This window comes from Shewanella sp. NIFS-20-20 (assembly GCF_019209865.1).
Taxonomy (GTDB): domain Bacteria; phylum Pseudomonadota; class Gammaproteobacteria; order Enterobacterales; family Shewanellaceae; genus Shewanella.
Window position 1 is genome coordinate 86,044 of sequence record NZ_JAHUTT010000005.1, and the last position, 20,831, is coordinate 106,874.

Here is a 20,831-nt window from a genome sequence, read left to right on the forward strand (position 1 = left end):
TCAAAAAAAGGAGCTTCGGCTCCTTTTTTGTTGCTGCATAGTTAATTAAAAAATGTGCCATTAATTGCATCTTTACATATCAAGCAAGCTGGAAACTGGCAATTTACAGGATCTACCACTAAAATTTCCCTCGAAATACAAAGGATTTAGTAATACACTTCGCGATATGACTCCGGTCACATTTTAATAGCCGGCGCCAATAACGAAGCATCCATATTATAATGATAAAGCGCTGCCATAGACGCTTAAGGATTCAGCAACATGGCCTTGAAAGATGCAATGCCTTCAGTACTACTCGAAAACGTAGTTAGTCTTATTCACTCAAAAGTCCCTCACACTCAAGCGAAGCAAGTGGAGCAATTGGCTATTTGCTTGTATTCCAACATGTCTAAAGACGATTTACACATGCGCAATGACAGCGATTTGTATGGCGCTGTGATGAGCTTGTGGAATGCGCTTAATAAAACGGCCTGTGGTGATACCCATATTCGTGTATTTAACCCAAGCCAAGCCAAGCATGGTTGGCAGTCAGCGCATTCAGTGATAGAAGTGATTTCTCCCGACATGCCGTTTTTAATCGATTCGGTAGGCATGTTATTAAATCGTTTAGGGATCACCGCTCATATCATGTTGCATACGCCGTTGGCGATAGACCGAACGAGTGACGGCGTATCTCATATTAGCTTTATCAATGATAATCGGAGTGACGCTGAAAAAGTGGCTGTATTTGCGATTGAAATCGACCGCCAGAATAATGGCCAAGAGATCAAATTGCTTGAACAAGAAATTCACTCGGTGCTGTCTGATGTGGCCGCTTCGGTACACGATTGGCAGGCGATGTCGCAAAAACTGGCCGATACCATTGAGCAATTACCCAAGTTACCTTTCCCTGGCGATAAACAGGAACTCACGGAAGCGGTTAACTTTTTAAGTTATCTTAAAAACCACCACTTTACTTTGCTTGGGTATCGTCAATATACCTTGAAACGAGTCAAAGGTGATGTGGAGTTAGTGCCCAACATGGACACGGGCTTAGGCTTGATGCACAAGCCGGGTAAAAACCAACCGGATCAAGGGTTGTTGCTGTCGACCTTATCTGAAAATGCACGTAAAGAAGCGTTAGACAATAGCTTACTGATTTTAACTAAGAGCAGTGCTAAGAGTCGTGTTCACCGTCCGGCGTATGTCGATTATATCGGTGTTAAGCGCTTTGATAAGCAAGGCAATGTGATCGGTGAAGATAGATTCTTAGGGTTATATGCCTCCAATCTTTATAACCGCAGTCCCCGAGAAATCCCGTTATTGGCTGAGAAAGTGCAGCGTGTCATGGAAAAATCTGGCTTAGCGCCACGTTCACATGATTACAAAGCATTACTCAATATCCTTGAGAACTTACCGCGAGATGAGTTAATTCAAGCCAGTGTCGATGAATTGTCCTATGTGGCGCATGGTGTGCTGCAAATGCAAGACCGTGACAAGTTAAAGCTGTTTGTGCGTAAAGATGGCTTCGGTCGCTTCTTTTCTTGCATGGTGTACGTGTCTAAAGATCGGTACAACACTAAATTAAGAGAAGATACACAGCGCATCTTAGCGCGCCATTTTGCCAGTAGCGATCCGGTCGAATTTACCACCTACTTCTCCGAATCTACCTTGGCGAGAACGCACTATATCGTGAAAGTTGATAATAATAATATGGATGTCGATGTGTCTGCGATTGAAAATAACCTCATTGAAGCGGCCAAATCTTGGGAAGATAAACTCTATAGTGCGCTGAATACTGCCTTAGGTGATGATGCGGGCAACCGTTTAAATAAAAATTACCTCAATGCTTTCTCGCGCTCATATAAAGAAGATGTATTACCGAGTGCTGCGGTGGTTGACATGCAGCAACTTGAGGCACTGGATGATGCTCATAAACTGGGCATGTTATTTTATCAGCCGCAAGAGTCAGCTCTTAAAGATAATAAAGTCCGCTTAAAGTTGTTCCATAAAGACGAACCGATCCATTTATCTGATGTGTTACCCATGTTGGAAAACTTTGGATTGCGAGTAATTAATGAGCGACCTTATGAAGTGAAGACCACCGATGGTCAAACCTTCTGGATCTTAGATTTCTTAATGACCATCCAAAGTGGTCGTACTGATAATTTGGTGGAAAGTCAGGATAGATTCCAACAAGCGCTTAGCGAAGTGTGGAATAAGCGTCTTGAAGACGATGGATTTAACCGGTTATTACTGGCCTCAAGTTTGTCTGGTCGCGAAGTGTCGGTGGTGCGTGGCTATGCCAAATATATGCGCCAGATTGATGCCACATTCTCGCAGTCATACATTGAAGAAACCTTTGGTCGTTATCCTGATATCGCTGAATTATTGTTGAAAATGTTTGCTCGTAAATTTAATCCTAAGCTGAAAACTCGCAGCTTAGATAAATTACTTGAGCAAGTAGAAAAACGCCTTGATGATGTTTCAAGTCTCGATGATGACAGAATTATTCGTCGTTATTTAGATTTAATTCATGCCACCTTGCGTACTAACTTCTATCAAATGAAAGATGGGGCGCCGAAGGATTACATTTCATTTAAATTTGCACCAGCGCAAATCCCTGAGATGCCTAAACCCACCCCTAAATTTGAGATTTTTGTTTACTCGCCGCGCGTCGAAGGGGTTCACTTACGGGGGGGCAAAGTCGCCCGTGGTGGCTTACGTTGGTCAGATCGCCGTGAGGATTTCCGTACTGAAGTCTTAGGCTTAGTAAAAGCGCAACAGGTTAAAAATACCGTTATTGTTCCTGTGGGGGCGAAAGGCGGCTTTGTGTGTAAGCAAATGCCGCTTGATGCCGACCGTGATACCTTCTTTGCTGAAGGACAGGCATGTTACCGTTTATTTATCCGCGGTTTGTTAGATATCACCGACAATATTATTAACGGGGAACTTGTGCCGCCTGCCGAGGTGGTGCGTCATGATGAAGATGATGCTTATCTGGTGGTTGCCGCCGATAAAGGCACGGCGACGTTCTCGGATATCGCCAATGCCATCTCGTTGGAGTACAACTTCTGGTTAGGGGATGCCTTTGCCTCCGGTGGTTCTAATGGTTATGACCATAAGAAAATGGGCATTACAGCCAAAGGCGCGTGGGAGTCGGTTAAACGTCATTTCCGTGAAATCGGTATTGATTGCCAATCGACTGACTTTACCTGTATCGCTATTGGCGATATGGCGGGAGATGTCTTTGGTAATGGGATGCTGCTTTCTGAGCATACGTGCTTAGTGGCTGCCTTTAACCATATGCATATCTTTATTGACCCGAACCCTGATGCAGCTGTTAGCTATCAAGAGCGTCGTCGCTTATTTGATTTGCCGCGCTCCAGTTGGACTGACTACAACAGCCAACTGATTTCGCAAGGGGGTGGTATTTTCTTGCGAAGTGCTAAGTCTATCAATCTAAGCCCTGAAATGAAGCAGATGCTCGATACTAAAAAATCGAGTATGACACCGACGGAATTAATGAAAGAACTGCTCAAGTCTAAAGTCGATTTGATTTGGAACGGCGGTATTGGTACTTACGTTAAAGCCAGCTCCGAAACCAACGCTGAAGTGGGTGACCGAGCAAATGATGCGTTACGCATTAATGGTAACGAGCTCAATGCTAAAATTATGGGCGAGGGGGGGAACTTAGGCTTTACTCAACTTGGCCGTATTGAATATGCTAGCAAAGGCGGCCGGATAAACACCGACTTTGTTGATAACGTCGGCGGGGTAGATTGCTCAGATAATGAAGTCAATATCAAAATCTTACTTAATGCTTTAGTGGCTGATGGCGAATTAACGCTCAAGCAACGTAATCGCTTACTTGAAGAAATGACTGAAGATGTGAGCGAAATCGTCTTGAATGATTGTCGTGCTCAAACGCGTACGATTTCAGTTACGCAAGTGCATGGTGCTGATCAGCTTAAAGAGCAAATTCGTTTTATTCAGTATCTTGAAAAAGAAGGTAAGTTAGATCGTGCCTTAGAATTCTTACCGAGTGAAGATGATTTGGCCGAGAGACTGGCGAAAAACCTGCCTCTTACCCGTCCAGAATTGTCAGTCTTGGTTGCCTACGGCAAAATGGTGCTGAAAGAGCAATTAGTGACTCCGGAAATTACTGATGACAGCTTCTTAAGTAAATTGCTGATTGATTATTTCCCGCAGAAACTGCAACAAATCTACAGTGGACGTATGGTACAACATCCGCTGCGTGGGGAGATTATTGCCACCAGTCTGGCCAATGAATTGGTCAACGACATGGGCTTTAATTTCGTCCAGCGTATGCAAGATGAGACTGGTGCCTCAGTTGCTGATGCCGCGATTTGTTATACTATTGCCCGAGAAGTCTTTGGTCTTGAAGAGTTAACTCAAAGCATCGCAGCGTTAAATGGTGTTATTCCAGCGATTGTTAAAGGGGAGATGTTGTTCCAGTTACGTCGCAATATGCGTCGTGCATGTCGATGGTTCCTACGTCATCGTCATCGTGCAATGAGTATTGAGCAAAATGTTGAGTTCTACCGCCCAGTCTTTGTGGAATTAACTGCCAATGTTAATCGCTACATGGTGCCTGAGGAAGTCAACGCGCTGGAACAAGAAAAGAATGCATTACTGCGTGAAGGTGTGACCGAAAAGGTCGCCACCGTCATTGCCAATATGAGCACGTTATTCTCGTCACTAGACATTGCTCAAATTGCTCAACAAGAGAAGAAATCAGTCGCCTTAGTGTCTGAAACCTACTTCAAGTTGGGCGCACAGTTGGAACTTCACTGGTTCTTAGATCAAATCAGTGCCCAACCTGTGGCTAATCATTGGCAGGCATTAGCGAGAGCATCTTTCCGAGAAGAACTGGATTGGCAGCAACGCTCATTAGCATCGGTCGTACTGGGTAGCTGTACTGATGTTTGTGAAGCTGATACCATTATTCGGCAGTGGATTGAACAAAATCAAGGTTTACTGGAACGTTGGTTCCATATGCTAGCTGACTTTAAAACCTCGCGAACCCATGAATTTGCGAAGTTCTCAGTAGCATTACGGGAATTAAACTTATTGATCCTTCATTGCGAAGGTCAAAAGTAAACTCATAATAATCAATCTAAAGCCCTGGCATATGCCGGGGTTTTTTTTAGGTCTAGGAGACGTCATGTTTTATAAATTTGCGCAAAAAATCATGTTCCAAATGGATCCCGAACGAGCTCATCATTTGGCAATGACCAGTTTGCGCACTACCGCAAATTCACCGCTGGACTCCCTGTATCGTCAACATATCACACCAACACCGGTAACCTGTATGGGGATTACCTTTGCCAACCCGGTAGGATTAGCCGCCGGTATGGACAAAGATGGCGAGGCCATTGACGCTTTTGCGGCAATGGGGTTTGGCCATATTGAAGTGGGTACTGTGACACCTAGGCCACAGCCGGGAAATGATTTGCCGCGTTTATTCCGATTAAAACCTGCCAAAGCCATTATTAACCGCATGGGGTTTAATAATAAAGGGGTTGATTATTTGGTCGAAAACCTTAAAGCCAAAAAATCTGATATCGTAGTTGGCGTTAATATAGGCAAAAACCGTGATACGCCGGTGGAACAAGGTAAAGATGATTATCTGATTTGTATGGAAAAGGTATATCAATATTCCGACTATATTGCAGTGAACATTTCATCGCCTAACACCCCTGGTTTACGCTCATTACAATACGGTGAATTACTCGACGAATTATTGAGCGCTCTAAAAGAAAAGCAACTTGAACTCAGCACACAATTTAATAAGTATGTGCCGATTGCTTTAAAAATTGCTCCCGATCTAAATGCAGATGAGATCGAAAAGATCGCCGCATCTTTGATCAAAAATAAATTCGACGCCGCGATTGCAACGAATACGACCCTGACGCGTGATGGCGTGAGCGGTTTAAAGAATGCCGATGAAACAGGTGGCTTATCAGGCAAACCATTAACTGAATTGTCGACCAAAGTGATTGCCCAATTACATGGCCATTTAGCGGAACACATGCCCATCATTGGTGTGGGCGGCATTAACTCAGCCAATGATGCCATGGATAAAATAAAAGTGGGTGCATGCTTGGTACAAATTTATTCAGGTTTTATTTATCAAGGACCCGAATTAATTAAAGAAATTACGGATAAATATCGTAAAACTGTTTAATGGTTTTATCATAATTAATTAAGATCAGCATCTGATCGTTGCGATCTAATAACCAGATCGTAGCGATCAAACTTTATACTAATTGATCTAATCACCAGGATATAAAATTATTTTGAAGTAGTGCGAAATTTGTACTATTATTTGCGAAAATATAGACAATTCTTTATTTAGGCTTTGGTTATGTTATTAATGCCACAGAGGGATTGGCAGTGGGGATATAACGATACTCATCATGTCCTTGGTGCCTCATTAGGATCAGAAATGGAGTTTCTGACACCTTACGCTTATAAGCAACTGATCCCAGATGCTCGTGGTGTAATGGCATTTAATATGGATCACGCCAAATATTATATTGAGTTGATTGATAAAATAAAACTGCAACTGAATGTCGCTGATGCGCAGTTAGTGCAGGTCGCCCTAAATGCGACCGCAGCGCGCTTTATGTTAACACCGCAAATGCCGCGTTCGTGGTTTTTTAATCCCAGTCACCAATGTGTGTATGGTGAAGTGGGCAAAGTCGTTGAATTAGAAACTACCGCATCACAACGCACCAAAGTGCTTATCGTTGAAACGAGTCTGCAAGCCGCCTTGGTGATGATCTTAAATAAACAATGCCATTTGACCGATCAAAAACACTTGCAACGTTTTGATGTCATTAAAGTCATGCACGATAGACTTCATCCTCCAATGGTGGCAGCGCAATCACTCGATATCTCCGCAGCCTAATGGCGTTCGTCGCTTTTTAGCCTCATCACGGTTTACTTGCTGACTCTGTTCGAGTCTAATAACCCTCTTTAAAAATGATGGGATAATGATGATGACAATATGGGTCGATGCGGATGCTTGCCCGGTCGTGATTAAAGAAATGCTTTATCGAGCGGCTGAACGAACGACAATAAATACCTATTTTGTTGCGAATCAAATGTTACGGATCCCACCAAGCCGATTTCTGCATACTATCAGAGTCGCCAGTGGCTTTGACGTGGCTGATAATGAAATTGTTAGGCGCTGTCAGGCCAAGGATCTGGTGATCACCAGTGACATCCCTTTAGCAGCAGAAGTTATCGCTAAGCAGGGCATTGCCTTAAGCCCCCGCGGTGAGTTATTTACGATTGATAACATTGGTGAGCGCTTAACCATGCGTGACTTTTTTGATACCTTGCGAGCCAGTGGCATTCAAAGTGGTGGCCCGGCGGCACTCAATCAACAAGACAAACAGGCGTTTGCTGCCCAGCTAGACAAATATTTACAGCAACATAAACCTAAATAGTATGATGAAGGCCGCTAAGCGTTGCTGCGTCCTTGCAGTATTGAATCATCATGTTCTATTGGCGAGGATGTGTGGGTCCCTGAGCTATGGGGATTTTTGATATAACGTAAACGCTTGATTGGTCAACAGTGGCTTAAATTCCTCGGGTAATGCGGGTTGCGAATGACTTGTTATCACTAAACTGGCCACTGGCAAACTCGATATTTTATCGCGGTAAATCGGCAATATTGAGTTAGCAATCATGCCTTCAAGGTGAGTGGCGTTGGCAAAATGATAACTGTAGAGTGTGGCTTGGTTGTGTTTCAGGAATAATGCGATGGGCGCTAAGGTGTAGCGCGTATTCAGCCAAGGCAAAGCCAGTACTCCTATCAATAAAATGGCCACTGAGAATCGCAATTGAATACGGCACAAGCCGGTGGCATATCGACTGCAGACCCGTTGTAAAAAGCGACAACTGATCACGATAGCGGGTGGTAGTAAGGGCAGCAAGTACAACACAAGCTTGCTACTAACGACACTCAAGAAAATGAAACTGGGTACCAACCAACAAAAACTGACCTTATCTATGATTGGCCATTGTCGATAGTGGGGTAAATCGTATATCAGTCTGGCTAATCCAGCGATGAAAAATGGTGAGATTGGTAACAAGATCAAGGGCATATTATACAAATAATAATAGAATGGCTCGCGATGAATACTCGCATTCACCATACGACCTAGGGTTTGTTGACCTAATAGTAATTCAATATATTCAATGCCTTGATTTTGAAACGATACCAATAACAGCCAGATAGTCACCATGGCCGCAATGATCACTAATCCTTTCGCGAGTTTTATGGCGGCAAAAGCATGCCAGTCACGATTTAAGGTCAGTAAACTCACGATCGTCAATAACGGCACTAGGATGGCCGCGCCACCTTTAATCAGTATTCCTGTGCCGATAAGCACATAAGGTAGAAACCAATAGCGACTGTGTTGTTCTGGGGCTTGATATTGACGAACCAATAAGCCAATTGCAGCAACGATACAAAGTGTCATCAAGGTATCCATGCGCAAGGCTAAACTCACACCAAAAGCATAAGGTAAACTGATATACGCCAGCGCAAACAGTTGTGCCGTCGGTTTATCGGCGATTCTATTCACTAAGCAATAACCGAGGTAGACGGTGGCTAGAAACGGGATCACACCCAATAATATCAAGGCCCAGGGCAGGGGATCGTGAGGTTGCCAATGAAAAATTGTGGCCAATAGCCAAAAATACAATGGTGGCTTATCAGGATACAATTGATCATTCACTTGCAAGACAAACCATTGGTGGTTTGCCAGCATCTCTTTGACTATCACATAGTATTTCATCTCATCAGTGATATCAGGAAAGCGTAGCATACTGGCGACAATCATTAATATGACGAGGCTAATGACAAGTAGCGGATCTGTTTTACCCTTCACAGCAATCATCCAAAACAGCAAACATGACTAAATACTAGGCTAAAGTGCTACGCGTGGGGCAATCAATGCTGCTTTATCAATATTCAGGCTGTTAACAGCCACTGTGGCTAAAGCGGACAATCATCTCGTTAACTCGTTGTTATTTTAGTATCAAATATTGATAGCGATCAAGTTATCTCATCAGTCACAAGGGTATGTTACTGATATACCATTATTCATTGATATCAGTAGGATGAGGTTAATAATGATGCATAAAAGACATATCGAACTGCTATTGTCGGGATTGTTAGTATTGGCAATCATTCCCCTGATTTATTTGTCGACCTTCACCGATTGGTTGGGGTTTGTGGCCTCAGGGATCCAGTCTCCTGTCACAGTAGTTGCACAGGTATTGATGATGTTGGCTGTGGGGGTTTGGTCCGCTCAACTCGGGGGCCGGGCCTTGTGGTTTGTTCCGTTTTCGTTTACCGCACTGATGGTGGTGGGCACGCTGTTTGCCAACACGGCCTTATCCTTAGCAATGGCCAATGCCGGGATCATGTTTTCAGTGGTGGTCATGGGTGCCTTAATCTGTGATGCGACTCGTTTTTCTACTTTAGTGGCCGCTGCTATTGTGGGCGTCTTAGCTATCAGTCATGGTTATGCTTTAGGTCACACATTGGCGATAAGTGGTCAATTTGGCCCCTACTTATTGGGCGTGGTGTTTACCGGCCTTTGCCTGAATTTGATTGGTGAGTTAAGCGGTTGTATTTTTGATAAAAATCAATCAAAACGATTGCAATATCGTCTAGGTGCCGTGATCTTATTGGCAGGCATTGTCATGATAGTCAGCCACTAGACACTGGTCGCGGCATACTGAATTTAATCAGCGATTGAGGTTATGACACTTGTTTTCGTACTAAGTGTAGGTCACGTTGATGATTGTCTGGGCTGTCAATTTCTATGGTAAAGCGCGATCCTTGGCTAGGTTGGCTCTCACAACGGATACGGCCGTGGATTGATAATAAGGCGCCTTGAACAATAGCTAACCCTAATCCAGTGCCGCCGGATACTTTCTTAGTGGTAAAAAAAGGTTTGAAAATTTGCGATCTGATATCTTCGGTCATGCCAATGCCATTATCCTGACAGGTGAGGGTAAGCTGCTGTAGATCGGTGAGCCTGACCTGCACATTAATTTGACCCGAAGTTTGTTCATCAAAAGCATGCCGAGCAGCATTGACAATTAAGTTATTGACCACTTGATAAAAGATAGTGGGATTCACACTAAACCAAATATCTTCAGGGCAATCAATACTGACTTGATGCTGGCCAATTTGCGGGGTTAAATCATTGACGATTTGCGCAAGTTCCGTGGCGATATGAATTCTTTCGATTAACTGCAGCTGATATTGATGACTGACGGTGTAAAAGTCTTTGATTAAGGAATTGAGCCTTAATAAATTACTGTGAAGAATATTGAGAGTTTCTTTATTATTATCAATATATTCTCTCAATTCTTCGTAACTGAGTTGGTCATTGGTTAAGCCTTGCTCCAACAATGTCAGTGAATCTTGACAATGGGTTACTGTGATAAGGCTGCTGCCCAACGGGGTGTTCATTTCATGGACGGCTTTGGCGATTAGTTCAGGGAGTGGGGCTTGGGTTTGTGCCTCAGCCAGCGGAGGCGGCGTTGCCACTTGCTGCGTTATTTTTACCTGATTGCGCATCAGTAAATATTGGCCGCTGACCAACACTAGGAACACTAATAATAACGTGTCAGCAGGCCAATCAAACCATAACCAAGCGAGTGCTGCGACCATTTCAGCTATCAGCAGTAGAGCAAGGTGGTAAAATAAGCGAATTGGCATGCCTTCTAGTCCTTTGTCTTAGTCAAAACATCCATGTTAATGCCGAGATATGACGATACTGTGTTAAGTTTAGACCAATGTGATGGCTTATACAGGCGCATGTAGGGTTTTAGCCCGAGAGAGGGAAGGCAATGAGCCACATGGGAAAAAGCAGTACATCAGAGCGACAAGGACTGATGTACTGTCTCGGGTTAGAATTGCAAATAGACTGGCCAGCCTAATAGGCCATTTAAGCCTTCTTTATACTCAAACCGCTCAAGTTTTTCAGGACTTGCATCGCTAAGCAGCAGTTTACGATAACGTTGGGCAAAATTAAGCGTGCGTAGAATACCCGCATAAAAATGCTTACCCATATCGGCCTGTATAATGGCAATCGAATCAGCGGGCAGTTGTGCCAGCGCTCGTTGGGTTTGCGCTTGAATATAGTCCTCATTAAACCAAGTGTCATCGAGTTCAATTTGTCCAATCCGACGTTTAAGATCTTCGCGAACCTTAATATCACCAAAACAAATCCGGTATAACACGGCTTCAGCGAGGACCCCCTCAAGATTTAAACATTCCAGAGGGTCATAACTGCCGGCATGGTAAAATTGCTGGCGTAACACCGCGATGGCTGTCTGGCGCTGGTGATCTGCTAGTGCGTCTTGATAGCTTTGCCAGCCTCCCCATTCATCGCAATCTGGCGGACACGACACTTGTTCCATCAGTAGCTTATCGACATCACCATAAATTGACTTGCCGTTTTGCTTGAACTGACTCACGGTAGTAAGCATGCTCCAGCCTTTTTGAAAGGATTTAACCACGCCATCACCTTGTTGTAATAGGCGCAAGGCGCAAGCTTCATCACGATCAGCTAAGGACATTAAGCCAAGACTGACCACTCCAATAACGTCAAATGCGGCTTGTTCTAACAAATGCATTTTGTACTTGTTATAGAACTTATCGGCCAGTTTTAAGCTCATTAACATGGCTTTGGCTTTGACTTGACTGAGTTGTTCCGCGGTCAGTAATTGTTCAGCTTGGCCATAGGCGATCACTTTGGATAAAAATGGCCCTTGGTTCGGGTCACGCAATACAATTTGCATGGCTACCCCTTAATCTAAAAAGCTGAACATATCATCGACTTCAGCGTATTCGTCAGTGACTTGGTTTTTCTCTTTGGCTTGCAATACCAGTTCATTGACAAATTTGTTGATGATATTTTGCCAGTTAGAACTTTCATTACGAAGCAGATTTTTAATGGCTTTTTCTACATCAGGCGCCAGTTCACGAATTAAGGCCAGCAAACTGCGGGGATCATCCATGCTTAAGCTAAAGGCTTCTTCTGATTCTGAGCGATCAGAGTATCCGACGGTTTCACCATCGTCTTCATCATCAAATACATCCAGCATCGGGGCGTCATCATCGCTATTTGGCGCCAACACTAATTCGATAAATGGAATCGATAAGTAAAACAGACCGGCAGGATCGTCAGCAATACATTCTAAAATAGCCGTTTGTTTTTCTTCGTTCTCTTGCACACGGATCAAGTAGGTTAAGAAATCGAAGGTATGCTGGATTAACTCCTCGGCATTGGACTTAATCTGCTCTTCCCAATACAGGGGTTGCTGACAGACGATGTCGCGAATTTGTTCAGGGGTCATCAGCTCTGACATGATGGAAGGGCATGAAATATCATGATGACTATTAATTTGCGTCAGGGTTACAATATCCATATTTTCAATGACTTCAACTAATTGTTCGTCATTCATGGTATTGGCAATAATCTCGAAACGCTTACTTGCCTGTTTGGGCTCCACGTCAGCCAGTTGCTTTATCTCAGCGACCGTCACTTCAATCAGACTATTCATTAACGCTCCTCATCATCGTAGTAATCGTAATAACCTTCTTCATCACCGTCATTGTAGTCATCATCGTCATCTTGATCCTTGGGTTCAAGGTCTGCTTGCTGTTCAACGGCTTTAGCGGGTTGAGCCAATAAATACAATACGGCACAACTTTCAATCAAGAGGGATTCGCTATAGCCTTTCACGGCTAACACCAGCGGCAAGTCGGCATTGTTGAAGGCAATGCTGGTTTTAAATTCGTCCCAACTTGGCAGAATGCCATGCTCAATCCAATAGGCCCATTGCAGTTTAGCTTCGGCAGGGAACTTGACCTGATTGAACAAAGCCACAGGTAAGTATTCTGGTACCGAATCTAACATGGCCGGATCGGCTAATAAGATTTGCTTAATTTGGCTTGAAAATTGCGCTAATGCATTGGGAGTATCTGGATCGCTATACGATTCAATATTGTCGTTCGCATTGTCTTTTAACTCGTTAATACGAGAAATATTTAGTGTTTTTGCCATAACAAACTCAGCGTAAAATTATACATAAGATAGGTGACATCTAACCCCGACGCCATCGAGTAACGTGTTTAATGGATTGGCCTAAGCTGAATAGAAACCATCCCAAATCTCGCGCATCGCGGCGGATGGATCAGGCACAATGACGTTATTAAAGTCGCGGATAAACGCATTGCGCAGTTTAGGATCCGAGAGAACATCATAGGCTTTTTGAACACGATGCAAGGCTGACACCGCCAGCGCTTTTTCTTCATCACTGGCAGCGATAAGTTTATCGGGATGGTATTTATTGGAGAGACGTTTGTACGCTTTTTTAATGTCATCTTCTTTGGCATTGGGTTTAATACCCAATACACTAAAGTGGTTGATCATAGTGATACCTGCAGGCGAGTAGTCAAAGGTTGTGCAGCCAGTGGTCGAGATCTCATGGCGAATACCATACGAAAGCAAAATCCGATGGACTAGCGGTATTATTGCTGTAGCGCCATGCCATTAAGAGTCGTCAAATCTAGCGCGGTGTTCTATTAACAGCGTTATAGCTTTCAGCTTAGCCGCTAAGAAATCAAACCAGCTATTTTTAGTACCATACTAGCCTAATGCGCAACTGACAGATAATACCAGAACATTCACTTATGCCGCAAATCCAGCTTAGCTCATCGAGTTATTTATAAGCCTTAATTAATAATAGAGTGTTATTAAGTGGTGCAAGTTGGGCGTGATTAATCGAGCAGAGTAAGCAAAGTGTGGCAAAAACTTAAGCTAACAATATCCACAAAAGTTAACGCCAAATGTCGGCAGCTAATGGCAGAATTTGGGCTGCAATGGCCAATCAGGGGGAGCGATAAGCGTAAGAGCAAGGTGAAGGGCAAGCCCTGCCATCGGCGGGGCCCGCGGCCGGCTAAGGGGATCCGCAATCACAACCCTCTCAATATTGAAGCTGGGTGTGATTGGTTAGGAGCGACTGGCTGTGATGGCCGTTTTGTTATTTTTACCAGTCCTTGGCACGGAATACGCGCTGGGGCCAGAGTTTTGAGAACCTATCAGCGTGTTCATGGGATCTATACCATCGATGCCATCGTGTCACGTTGGGCACCGATACATGATAATAACCCCACACACGCCTATATTGATTTTGTGGCAAGCTCTGCGGGTGTTGCAGCCACAAGCGCGCTAACACCTGAGGATTATCCTAGGGTGTTAGCCGCCATGATCCAGTTTGAAAATGGCACTTGCCCCTATGAGATGGAACTGATCAACAATGCTGTGGCCGCGGGCTGGGCAGATTAACCGAGGCGATTGTTCTGATGGCTGCTGTGCTGACTGCCACTGATGAATGACTGGATTTCAGTGGGTGAAATTTTAAATGATGCAAACTGAAATTGCTGTCATTGTTCATGGTCTTTGGCAGTAATTCAGCAGTTTGTCGCCTGATATGGTAGCTTTATTTACCTTATCTAATTTTCATTGTTTCAAGTTGGACGCTGTCGTGAACTTACCTGCAATAACCGCCGAAATACAGGGGCAACTCGCTGCATCTACAGAGGTTGTCGATGCTGTTGATTGTGCCCCTTATGGTGTGTTGGTAGTGACAGAAAGCTATGAAATAAGTTACGTTAATCGATATGTTGAGCGGAGCACTGGCTATTGTCGCTCGCAAATTATCGGTCAAAACCCGAGGTTGTTTCGCAGCTCAAAAACCCGCAATAAAACCTTTAGAAATCTGTACGCTAATCTGCATCTTAACGGTCATTGGAGCGGTTATCTCTATAACCGCACGCAAGATGGTCGCATCATCAAAGAATTATCGTTTATTGATAAAATTGTCAGTGCGGGTAAGACCTATTATTTAGTGATTAGAGCGAATTATCACTGGCTACATCATGACAATAATCAATTAAAACTGGCGGCGTTGAAAGATGGTTTGACCGGGTTATGGAATCGTAATGGTCTTAACCGCCTCCAGCAAACCCTCAGTGGTCAAACCTATGCAATGGCGTTTATTGATATTAATCAATTCAAATTGTTTAACGATAAATACGGTCATCAATGGGGGGATAAATTATTACAGCGGTTCTCCAAATTATTGCAATCTAGCTTTATTCAAGAGTATGTATTTCGGTTATCCGGTGATGAATTTATGTTGATTAACAATAGAGAACCTCAGCGTTTTCTTACGCGGTTGGCCAGCTATTGTATGCAAGCTTTGACGGTGACCATCAATCAAATCACCGAATCCATTAACATCAGTGTTGGCAGTGTTCTCAATCAGGGACAGTTGAGCTTTGAAGATACCCTTAGATACGCAGACATGTGTATGTATCTAAGTAAAAAAAATAGTGATGGCTGTTTGGTGCAGTTACACGACGAGCAAAAGCAACAGATAGATAATACCTTTGCCTTGTATAATTTTATCGAAGATACCCGTTTGTGGCCCCAACATTTATCGTTGGTGTTTCAACAACAGTATCGGCTGAAGCAGCAGACGATTTGCGTTGAAGCCTTGTTGAGAGTCACTGGCTTGGCATTTGATCATGTCAGTTTTTTAGCTGAGATAGGCCATCGTTCGCAAAGCTACTTACTGGATCTTTGGGTATTAGAGCAGGTATTAACCCTGCTCGTTCAGCATGAGGCTCTCGAGTTTGCAATCAATGTGTTTCCATCCTCGCTATGTCAGCCAAATTTTTTAGCACATTTACATCAATTAACCCCAAAGCAAAGAGCGCGGATAGTATTTGAAATCACTGAGCAACAAGCCAGTTGTTATACATTCGCGCAATGCCAAGCGATTTTAGCCACCGATATCCGCCTATCCATTGATGACTTTGGCAAAGGCTATACCAATTTTGACTTGATCCTGCGTTTACAGCCTGAAGAAGTGAAATTAGATGCCAGCTTTATTCTTAGCGACTATCAACCTCAGTTAGTTGAAGGATTGATCAATGCCTTATTAACGCTAGGTAACAGCATAGGCTTTGTTCTGACAGTCGAAGGTATTGAAACGTCAGCGATGCTTGATAGGTTGCTGCAACTAGGTGTTTGTAAGTTTCAAGGGTATTTATTGGCAATGCCATCGAACAAATTACCGCGTTTTGCTATCACGAGATGATCCCGATCGCCCTTTGAGGCTTGCAAACTTTTCGTCGACCATTTTTTCGACTAGGATGCGCCGGAATTTTACGATAGGTGATTTATGAAATATTGTTTGGCGGTGTTATTAGCGCTGTTGTTATCTGGTTGCATTACTTTTCCAACGGAAATGTCTTCTCAAGTAAAGGTGGTATGGGATAACCCTAGCGCCATCGAGCAGTGCGAGCAGCTCGAAACTGTCTATGGCAGTGAAGGGCATTTTTATGATTTTTGGCTCCATAGTGACAAAAACATGGTGTGGGGAGCACTTAACCAAATGCGGATTAAAACCGCTGAGTTAGGTGGAGATACCTTATATCTATACCAACCTTTGGGTTTCTTAGGGTCGGTCACCATGATGGCCAATGCCTACGACTGTCGAGGAAATATCGACAAAAATGTCGCCGCACATCCTCTGGAAGCCACCTTGGTAACACCGCCTCAAGAGATTGAATAACCCTGCTATTTACGTCGAGACGAGTGGATATTAGCCATGAGTTATGTAAGATAAACGCAAATTCATTGTTAATTGTCCACTATGCCATCGACTCATACTATCTCAGCTAGACAACACGCCCTGACAGCCCTGCAAAACGGGCAACCCTTAGTTGCTAAGCAAGGTTTTGCCGCGCTGATCCAACAAGGAGATAATGACCTAGATAATTATCTAGGGCTGGCATATGCCTGTCACGCTTTAGGTGACAATGAGTCGGGGATAATGGCGACAGATAACATTTTGCGTCAACAACCAAATCATGTGCGCGCCTTGTTATTGAAAGGGGATTTTATTGGCGATAGAGACACCAGAGCGGCATACGCCTTCTATCGAAATGCCTTAATGCTTGCAGAGCAAAATCCGCCGAAAGAAACCAATCTACGACAACACTTGTCTCATGCCTTAGCAAAGGTTAATCAATATCAACAACAGTTTACCAAAGAATTGCTTAGTGATATCGACCAGATAACGGCCCAATACCCGCAGTCGCCTAAGTTTAATCAATCGATTGATTTGCTACTTGGTAAAAAGCAAATATATTACCAGCAGCCGAGTGTTTATTATTTCCCTGAATTGCCTCAAAAGCAGTTTTATGATGCCTCAGAATTTCATTGGGTCAAAGATCTCGAAGCCAATACTTCAGTCATTGAGCAAGAACTGCGTGCTTATCTCTCCTTGGACCGCGGTTTTTCAGCCTATGTTCAATCTCAGCCTGATAGACCCAATAACAACAAACATCAATTATTAGATAACGCTGATTGGAGTGCCTGTTACTTATATCGAAATGGTGACATTGAGGCGGATGCTTTGCGCTATTTTCCGCAAACATTAGCAGTCTTAGCTAAGGTCCCTTTCGTTACAATCCAAGGGCGCGCTCCCAATGTTCTGTTTTCGCGATTAGCGCCAGGGGCTAAGATCCCACCGCATCATGGTTTTGTGAATACGCGTTTAATTTGTCATTTACCCATTATCGAACCGGGAAACTGTGGGCTGAGAGTGGGTAATGACAGTCGCCAATGGCAGTGGGGTCAATGTTGGTTATTTGATGATACCATCGAACACGAAGCTTGGAATGCTAGCCAGCAGGAGCGGATAATCTTGCTATTCGAGGTGTGGAAGCCTGAGCTTTCTGAGTCCGAACAACAACAAATTAGCGCGATGTTCAGTGCCATTGGTAAAAATCGTGATGATTGGAGCTTGTAACCGTGTTTGGTTACTGAGGATGGCGCTTAATAAGCGCAGGTTTGTCTATCAAGCGTGGCTTAAGTGTTTTTGGCTGTAGGTTCAAAGCAACGTCAGCAATAGCTTCAATGACACTCGTGGAATGCGTTTGTGGTTGATGAAGTGCATTTGTGGTTAAGCAGTCCCGCCACGGGATGCTGGCGCAAAAGCCCAATCATTCAACGGTCAATCAGGCGAGGGTAGTGATGTGTGTCTCGCCTCGATGTTAGCCACAATAGTATCGATAGTCGCTATCCCAGCCAATCCCATCTGCTTGTGACTTAGTGCGGCTTTGCCAATCGCCAACGTTGTCATGGCTGTTCTCAGCGATACCTTCATCCTAGCGTACAGCTGTTGCCTGAGTTGCGAGCGAGGATTTAGCTGCTTTTGGCTTGCTGATGTTAACAAATCTTGGCTTGAGTCAGGTTTTCCTAAAATTTAGGATAAAACTTTTTATTCAATATAATCAATTTGATGGAGAGGTTTTTGGCAATTATGCTGGCGCTAATTCGCGCTGGGAATAAAAAAATAATCAAACGTTTGTTTAAATTTGTTGATCTTGATCGGGGTTTGTGACGTAATGTGAGCATATGTTTTCTGGTCTGATGAGTATTTACTATGAGTTTACGCACCCAATTACGGAAGATTTTACCGAGCATTTCAGTCACTGAGCAGGAAGCCCTTGACGCGGGTGACGTGTGGCTTGAAGGTTCTATTTATCAAGGTAAGCCTGACTTTTCCGCGCTACGTGCCGTGCCAGATGCTACCTTAAGCGCGGAAGAACAAGCATTTCTGGACGGCCCAGTGGTCGAGTTATTAGAAATGATTGATGATTTTGATATTCAAAATGGCAAGCATCTTCCTGACAACGTATTGACCTTCTTAAAGAAAAACAAATTCTTTTCGTTAATCATTCCTAAAAGCTACGGCGGTTTAGCGTTTAGTCCTTATGCCAACTCAACCATAGTCGCGACAATTGCCGTGAAAAGTTCTGCGGTGGCGGTCACCGTGATGGTGCCAAATTCCTTGGGTCCAGGTGAGCTGTTAATGCATTACGGTACCGATGCTCAGCGAGATTATTGGTTACCTAAGCTGGCCATTGGCAATGACATTCCGTGTTTTGCACTCACCAGTCCTGAAGCGGGATCTGATGCAGGCGGCATTCCTGATATCGGTGTGGTGACTTATGGCGACTATCAAGGTGAAAAAGTATTAGGTTTATCTGTTACTTGGGACAAGCGCTATATCACCCTTGCGCCGATTGCCACCGTGCTAGGTTTGGCATTTAAAGTTCAAGATCCAGAAGCTTTGCTCGGTGGTGCACATGACTTAGGGATCACCTGCGCGTTAATTCCTAAATCTCACCCCGGCGTGCAATTAGGCAATCGCCATGATCCCATGGGCATCCGTTTTTACAACGGAACGACCCGCGGAGAGAATGTCTTTATTCCAATGGATTTCATTATTGGTGGCCAACAAAACATCGGTCGTGGTTGGCAGATGCTCGTGAGCTGTTTGGGGGCTGGCCGCGGAATTTCGTTGCCCGCGCTCGGAGTTAGTGTATCTCAAGCCGCGTTTAAATCGTCTGCCGAATATGCCGCGGTCCGTGAACAATTTGGTCTATCTATCGGTAAATTTGAAGGGATTCAACAAAAGCTGGCCGATATTGCCGGAAAAACCTACCTGCAAGAGGCTATGCGTGTTCTCACCACCGAAGGATTGGGCTTAGGATTAAAGCCGTCGGTGGTAACTGCCATCGCTAAATATCACATGACTGAAATTGGCCGCGATGTGTTAAATTCCGCCATGGATATCCAAGCGGGTAAAGCGATTCAATGTGGTCCGCAAAACACCTTAGCGTCTGGCTACGTAGCTCAGCCCATTGCCATTACGGTCGAAGGCGCCAATATTCTTACCCGTAACCTGATGATTTTTGGTCAAGGTGTGATGCGTTGTCACCCGCATTTACAAGCGATGGTTGAAGCTATTCACAGTGAAGCACCGGATGCCGATAGAACCTTCAATGGGATTTTCGCCAAGACCTTAGGTTACAGTATTAGCAATAGTCTGCGTGCATTTAAATTGGGGTTACTCCCTATGCTGGCCCAGCAAGACAGCCGTCTGCCTGAGGTTGCTGTCTATGAAAAGGCGGTGAATAAATTGGCCGCAAAATTAGCGGTATATGCCGACTTTTCACTGTTGGTATTGGGCGGTAAGCTCAAGCAGGCAGAAATGCTATCTGCTCGTCTGGGGGATGTCATGAGCTTTTTATATGCGGCCATGGCGTCAATCCGATATTACGAAAGCAAAGTGTTGGATGCTAATCGCGCCGAAGCGGCACCTTACTTCCATTATGCAACTCGCTGGGCCTTAGCTGAGGCTGAAAAAGCCATGCTGGACTTTTTAGATAATTTCCCATCGGCGCCTACCCGTCAGTTGATGAAATTTATTACCCTGACGTATTCTGCAAACATGCCAAAAATTTCAGATGATTTGGTGCGTGAGTTGGCGCAAGCGGCCCAAATGAATACCAAGATTAAAGCGCAGTTGACCCATCTGATCCGCCCGGTTGAGGGGGATGGTAATGATATCAATGAACAAGCATACTTGGCGAAAATGGAGTGTTTAGATCTACTCGCTCGGGTAAAAATTGCCTTACGTAAGAAGGTATTCCGTGCGGGGGTTAGATTCTCCGATACCCTAGATGCTGCCCTTAGCGCTGGCGTGATTAACCCGACTGAACATCAGCAATTGGTCAGTTATAATCACAAGCGTGAACTGGCTATTCGGGTTGATGAATTTGATTTTGATATGAATTTATTAACTCCTAATGTGCCTAAGGCATCTGCTGCGGCGTAATTAGTAAAACGCTTGCTGTCGTG

16 protein-coding genes are annotated in these 20,831 nt (G+C 44.2%); 10 read left to right on the forward strand and 6 right to left on the reverse strand.

Annotation, left to right across the window (positions count from 1 at the left end; all coding sequences use genetic code 11):
* Window positions 1-261 precede the first annotated feature (261 nt).
* The 4 genes from KU855_RS02875 (at window position 262) to KU855_RS02890 (ending at window position 7,460) form a co-directional block, all read left to right on the forward strand.
* Window positions 262-5,103, forward strand: coding sequence for an NAD-glutamate dehydrogenase (locus tag KU855_RS02875; protein WP_218528842.1), 4,842 nt, complete (start codon window positions 262-264; stop codon window positions 5,101-5,103).
* Between the two features lie 64 nt (window positions 5,104-5,167).
* On the forward strand, window positions 5,168-6,190 hold the full coding sequence (gene pyrD / locus KU855_RS02880) for a quinone-dependent dihydroorotate dehydrogenase (protein ID WP_218528843.1): 1,023 nt from the start codon (window positions 5,168-5,170) through the stop codon (window positions 6,188-6,190).
* A gap of 180 nt (window positions 6,191-6,370) precedes the next feature.
* A complete protein-coding gene (locus KU855_RS02885) occupies window positions 6,371-6,916 on the forward strand; it encodes a cell division protein ZapC (RefSeq protein WP_218528844.1) in 546 nt (181 codons plus the stop codon).
* Window positions 6,917-7,004: 88 nt separating this feature from the next.
* Complete coding sequence (locus KU855_RS02890; protein ID WP_371316315.1) at window positions 7,005-7,460, forward strand: YaiI/YqxD family protein; 456 nt, start codon at window positions 7,005-7,007, stop codon at window positions 7,458-7,460.
* An 84-nt stretch (window positions 7,461-7,544) separates the two neighbouring features.
* Here KU855_RS02890 and KU855_RS02895 read toward each other — a convergent pair whose 3' ends face one another.
* A complete protein-coding gene (locus KU855_RS02895; RefSeq protein ID WP_218528845.1) occupies window positions 7,545-8,909 on the reverse strand; it encodes a glycosyltransferase family 39 protein in 1,365 nt (454 codons plus the stop codon).
* A gap of 244 nt (window positions 8,910-9,153) precedes the next feature.
* On the opposite strand from KU855_RS02895, the gene KU855_RS02900 reads away from it, so the two are divergent.
* Window positions 9,154-9,747, forward strand: coding sequence for a HupE/UreJ family protein (locus tag KU855_RS02900; protein ID WP_218528846.1), 594 nt, complete (start codon window positions 9,154-9,156; stop codon window positions 9,745-9,747).
* 40 nt (window positions 9,748-9,787) lie between these two features.
* Here KU855_RS02900 and KU855_RS02905 read toward each other — a convergent pair whose 3' ends face one another.
* The 5 genes from KU855_RS02905 to KU855_RS02925 all read right to left on the reverse strand — a co-directional run bounded on the left by KU855_RS02905 (window position 9,788) and on the right by KU855_RS02925 (window position 13,478).
* A complete protein-coding gene (locus KU855_RS02905) occupies window positions 9,788-10,756 on the reverse strand; it encodes a sensor histidine kinase (protein WP_218528847.1) in 969 nt (322 codons plus the stop codon).
* 191 nt (window positions 10,757-10,947) lie between these two features.
* Window positions 10,948-11,841, reverse strand: coding sequence for a hypothetical protein (locus tag KU855_RS02910; protein WP_218528848.1), 894 nt, complete (start codon window positions 11,839-11,841; stop codon window positions 10,948-10,950).
* A gap of 9 nt (window positions 11,842-11,850) precedes the next feature.
* Window positions 11,851-12,606, reverse strand: a complete 756-nt coding sequence (locus KU855_RS02915) for a hypothetical protein (RefSeq protein WP_218528849.1) — start codon at window positions 12,604-12,606, stop codon at window positions 11,851-11,853.
* Complete coding sequence (locus KU855_RS02920; protein ID WP_218528850.1) at window positions 12,606-13,109, reverse strand: hypothetical protein; 504 nt, start codon at window positions 13,107-13,109, stop codon at window positions 12,606-12,608. The genes KU855_RS02915 and KU855_RS02920 overlap by 1 nt, the downstream gene beginning before the upstream one ends.
* 81 nt (window positions 13,110-13,190) lie before the next feature.
* Entirely contained in the window at window positions 13,191-13,478 is a 288-nt protein-coding gene (locus KU855_RS02925) for a DnaJ family molecular chaperone (protein ID WP_218528851.1), read from the reverse strand.
* Between the two features lie 429 nt (window positions 13,479-13,907).
* Between KU855_RS02925 and KU855_RS02930 the strand changes: the two genes are divergently transcribed.
* The 5 genes from KU855_RS02930 (at window position 13,908) to KU855_RS02950 (ending at window position 20,808) form a co-directional block, all read left to right on the forward strand.
* Complete coding sequence (locus tag KU855_RS02930; protein WP_218528852.1) at window positions 13,908-14,393, forward strand: virion protein; 486 nt, start codon at window positions 13,908-13,910, stop codon at window positions 14,391-14,393.
* A 199-nt stretch (window positions 14,394-14,592) separates the two neighbouring features.
* Window positions 14,593-16,212, forward strand: a complete 1,620-nt coding sequence (locus KU855_RS02935) for a bifunctional diguanylate cyclase/phosphodiesterase (RefSeq protein ID WP_218528853.1) — start codon at window positions 14,593-14,595, stop codon at window positions 16,210-16,212.
* Between the two features lie 84 nt (window positions 16,213-16,296).
* Entirely contained in the window at window positions 16,297-16,689 is a 393-nt protein-coding gene (locus KU855_RS02940) for a DUF4156 domain-containing protein (RefSeq protein WP_218528854.1), read from the forward strand.
* 81 nt (window positions 16,690-16,770) lie between these two features.
* A complete protein-coding gene (locus tag KU855_RS02945) occupies window positions 16,771-17,931 on the forward strand; it encodes an aspartyl/asparaginyl beta-hydroxylase domain-containing protein (protein WP_218528855.1) in 1,161 nt (386 codons plus the stop codon).
* Window positions 17,932-18,567: 636 nt separating this feature from the next.
* Window positions 18,568-20,808 carry an acyl-CoA dehydrogenase gene (locus tag KU855_RS02950; RefSeq protein WP_218528856.1) on the forward strand — a complete coding sequence of 747 codons (2,241 nt, stop codon included), beginning with the start codon at window positions 18,568-18,570 and terminating at the stop codon, window positions 20,806-20,808.
* The last annotated feature ends 23 nt before the right edge of the window (window positions 20,809-20,831 follow it).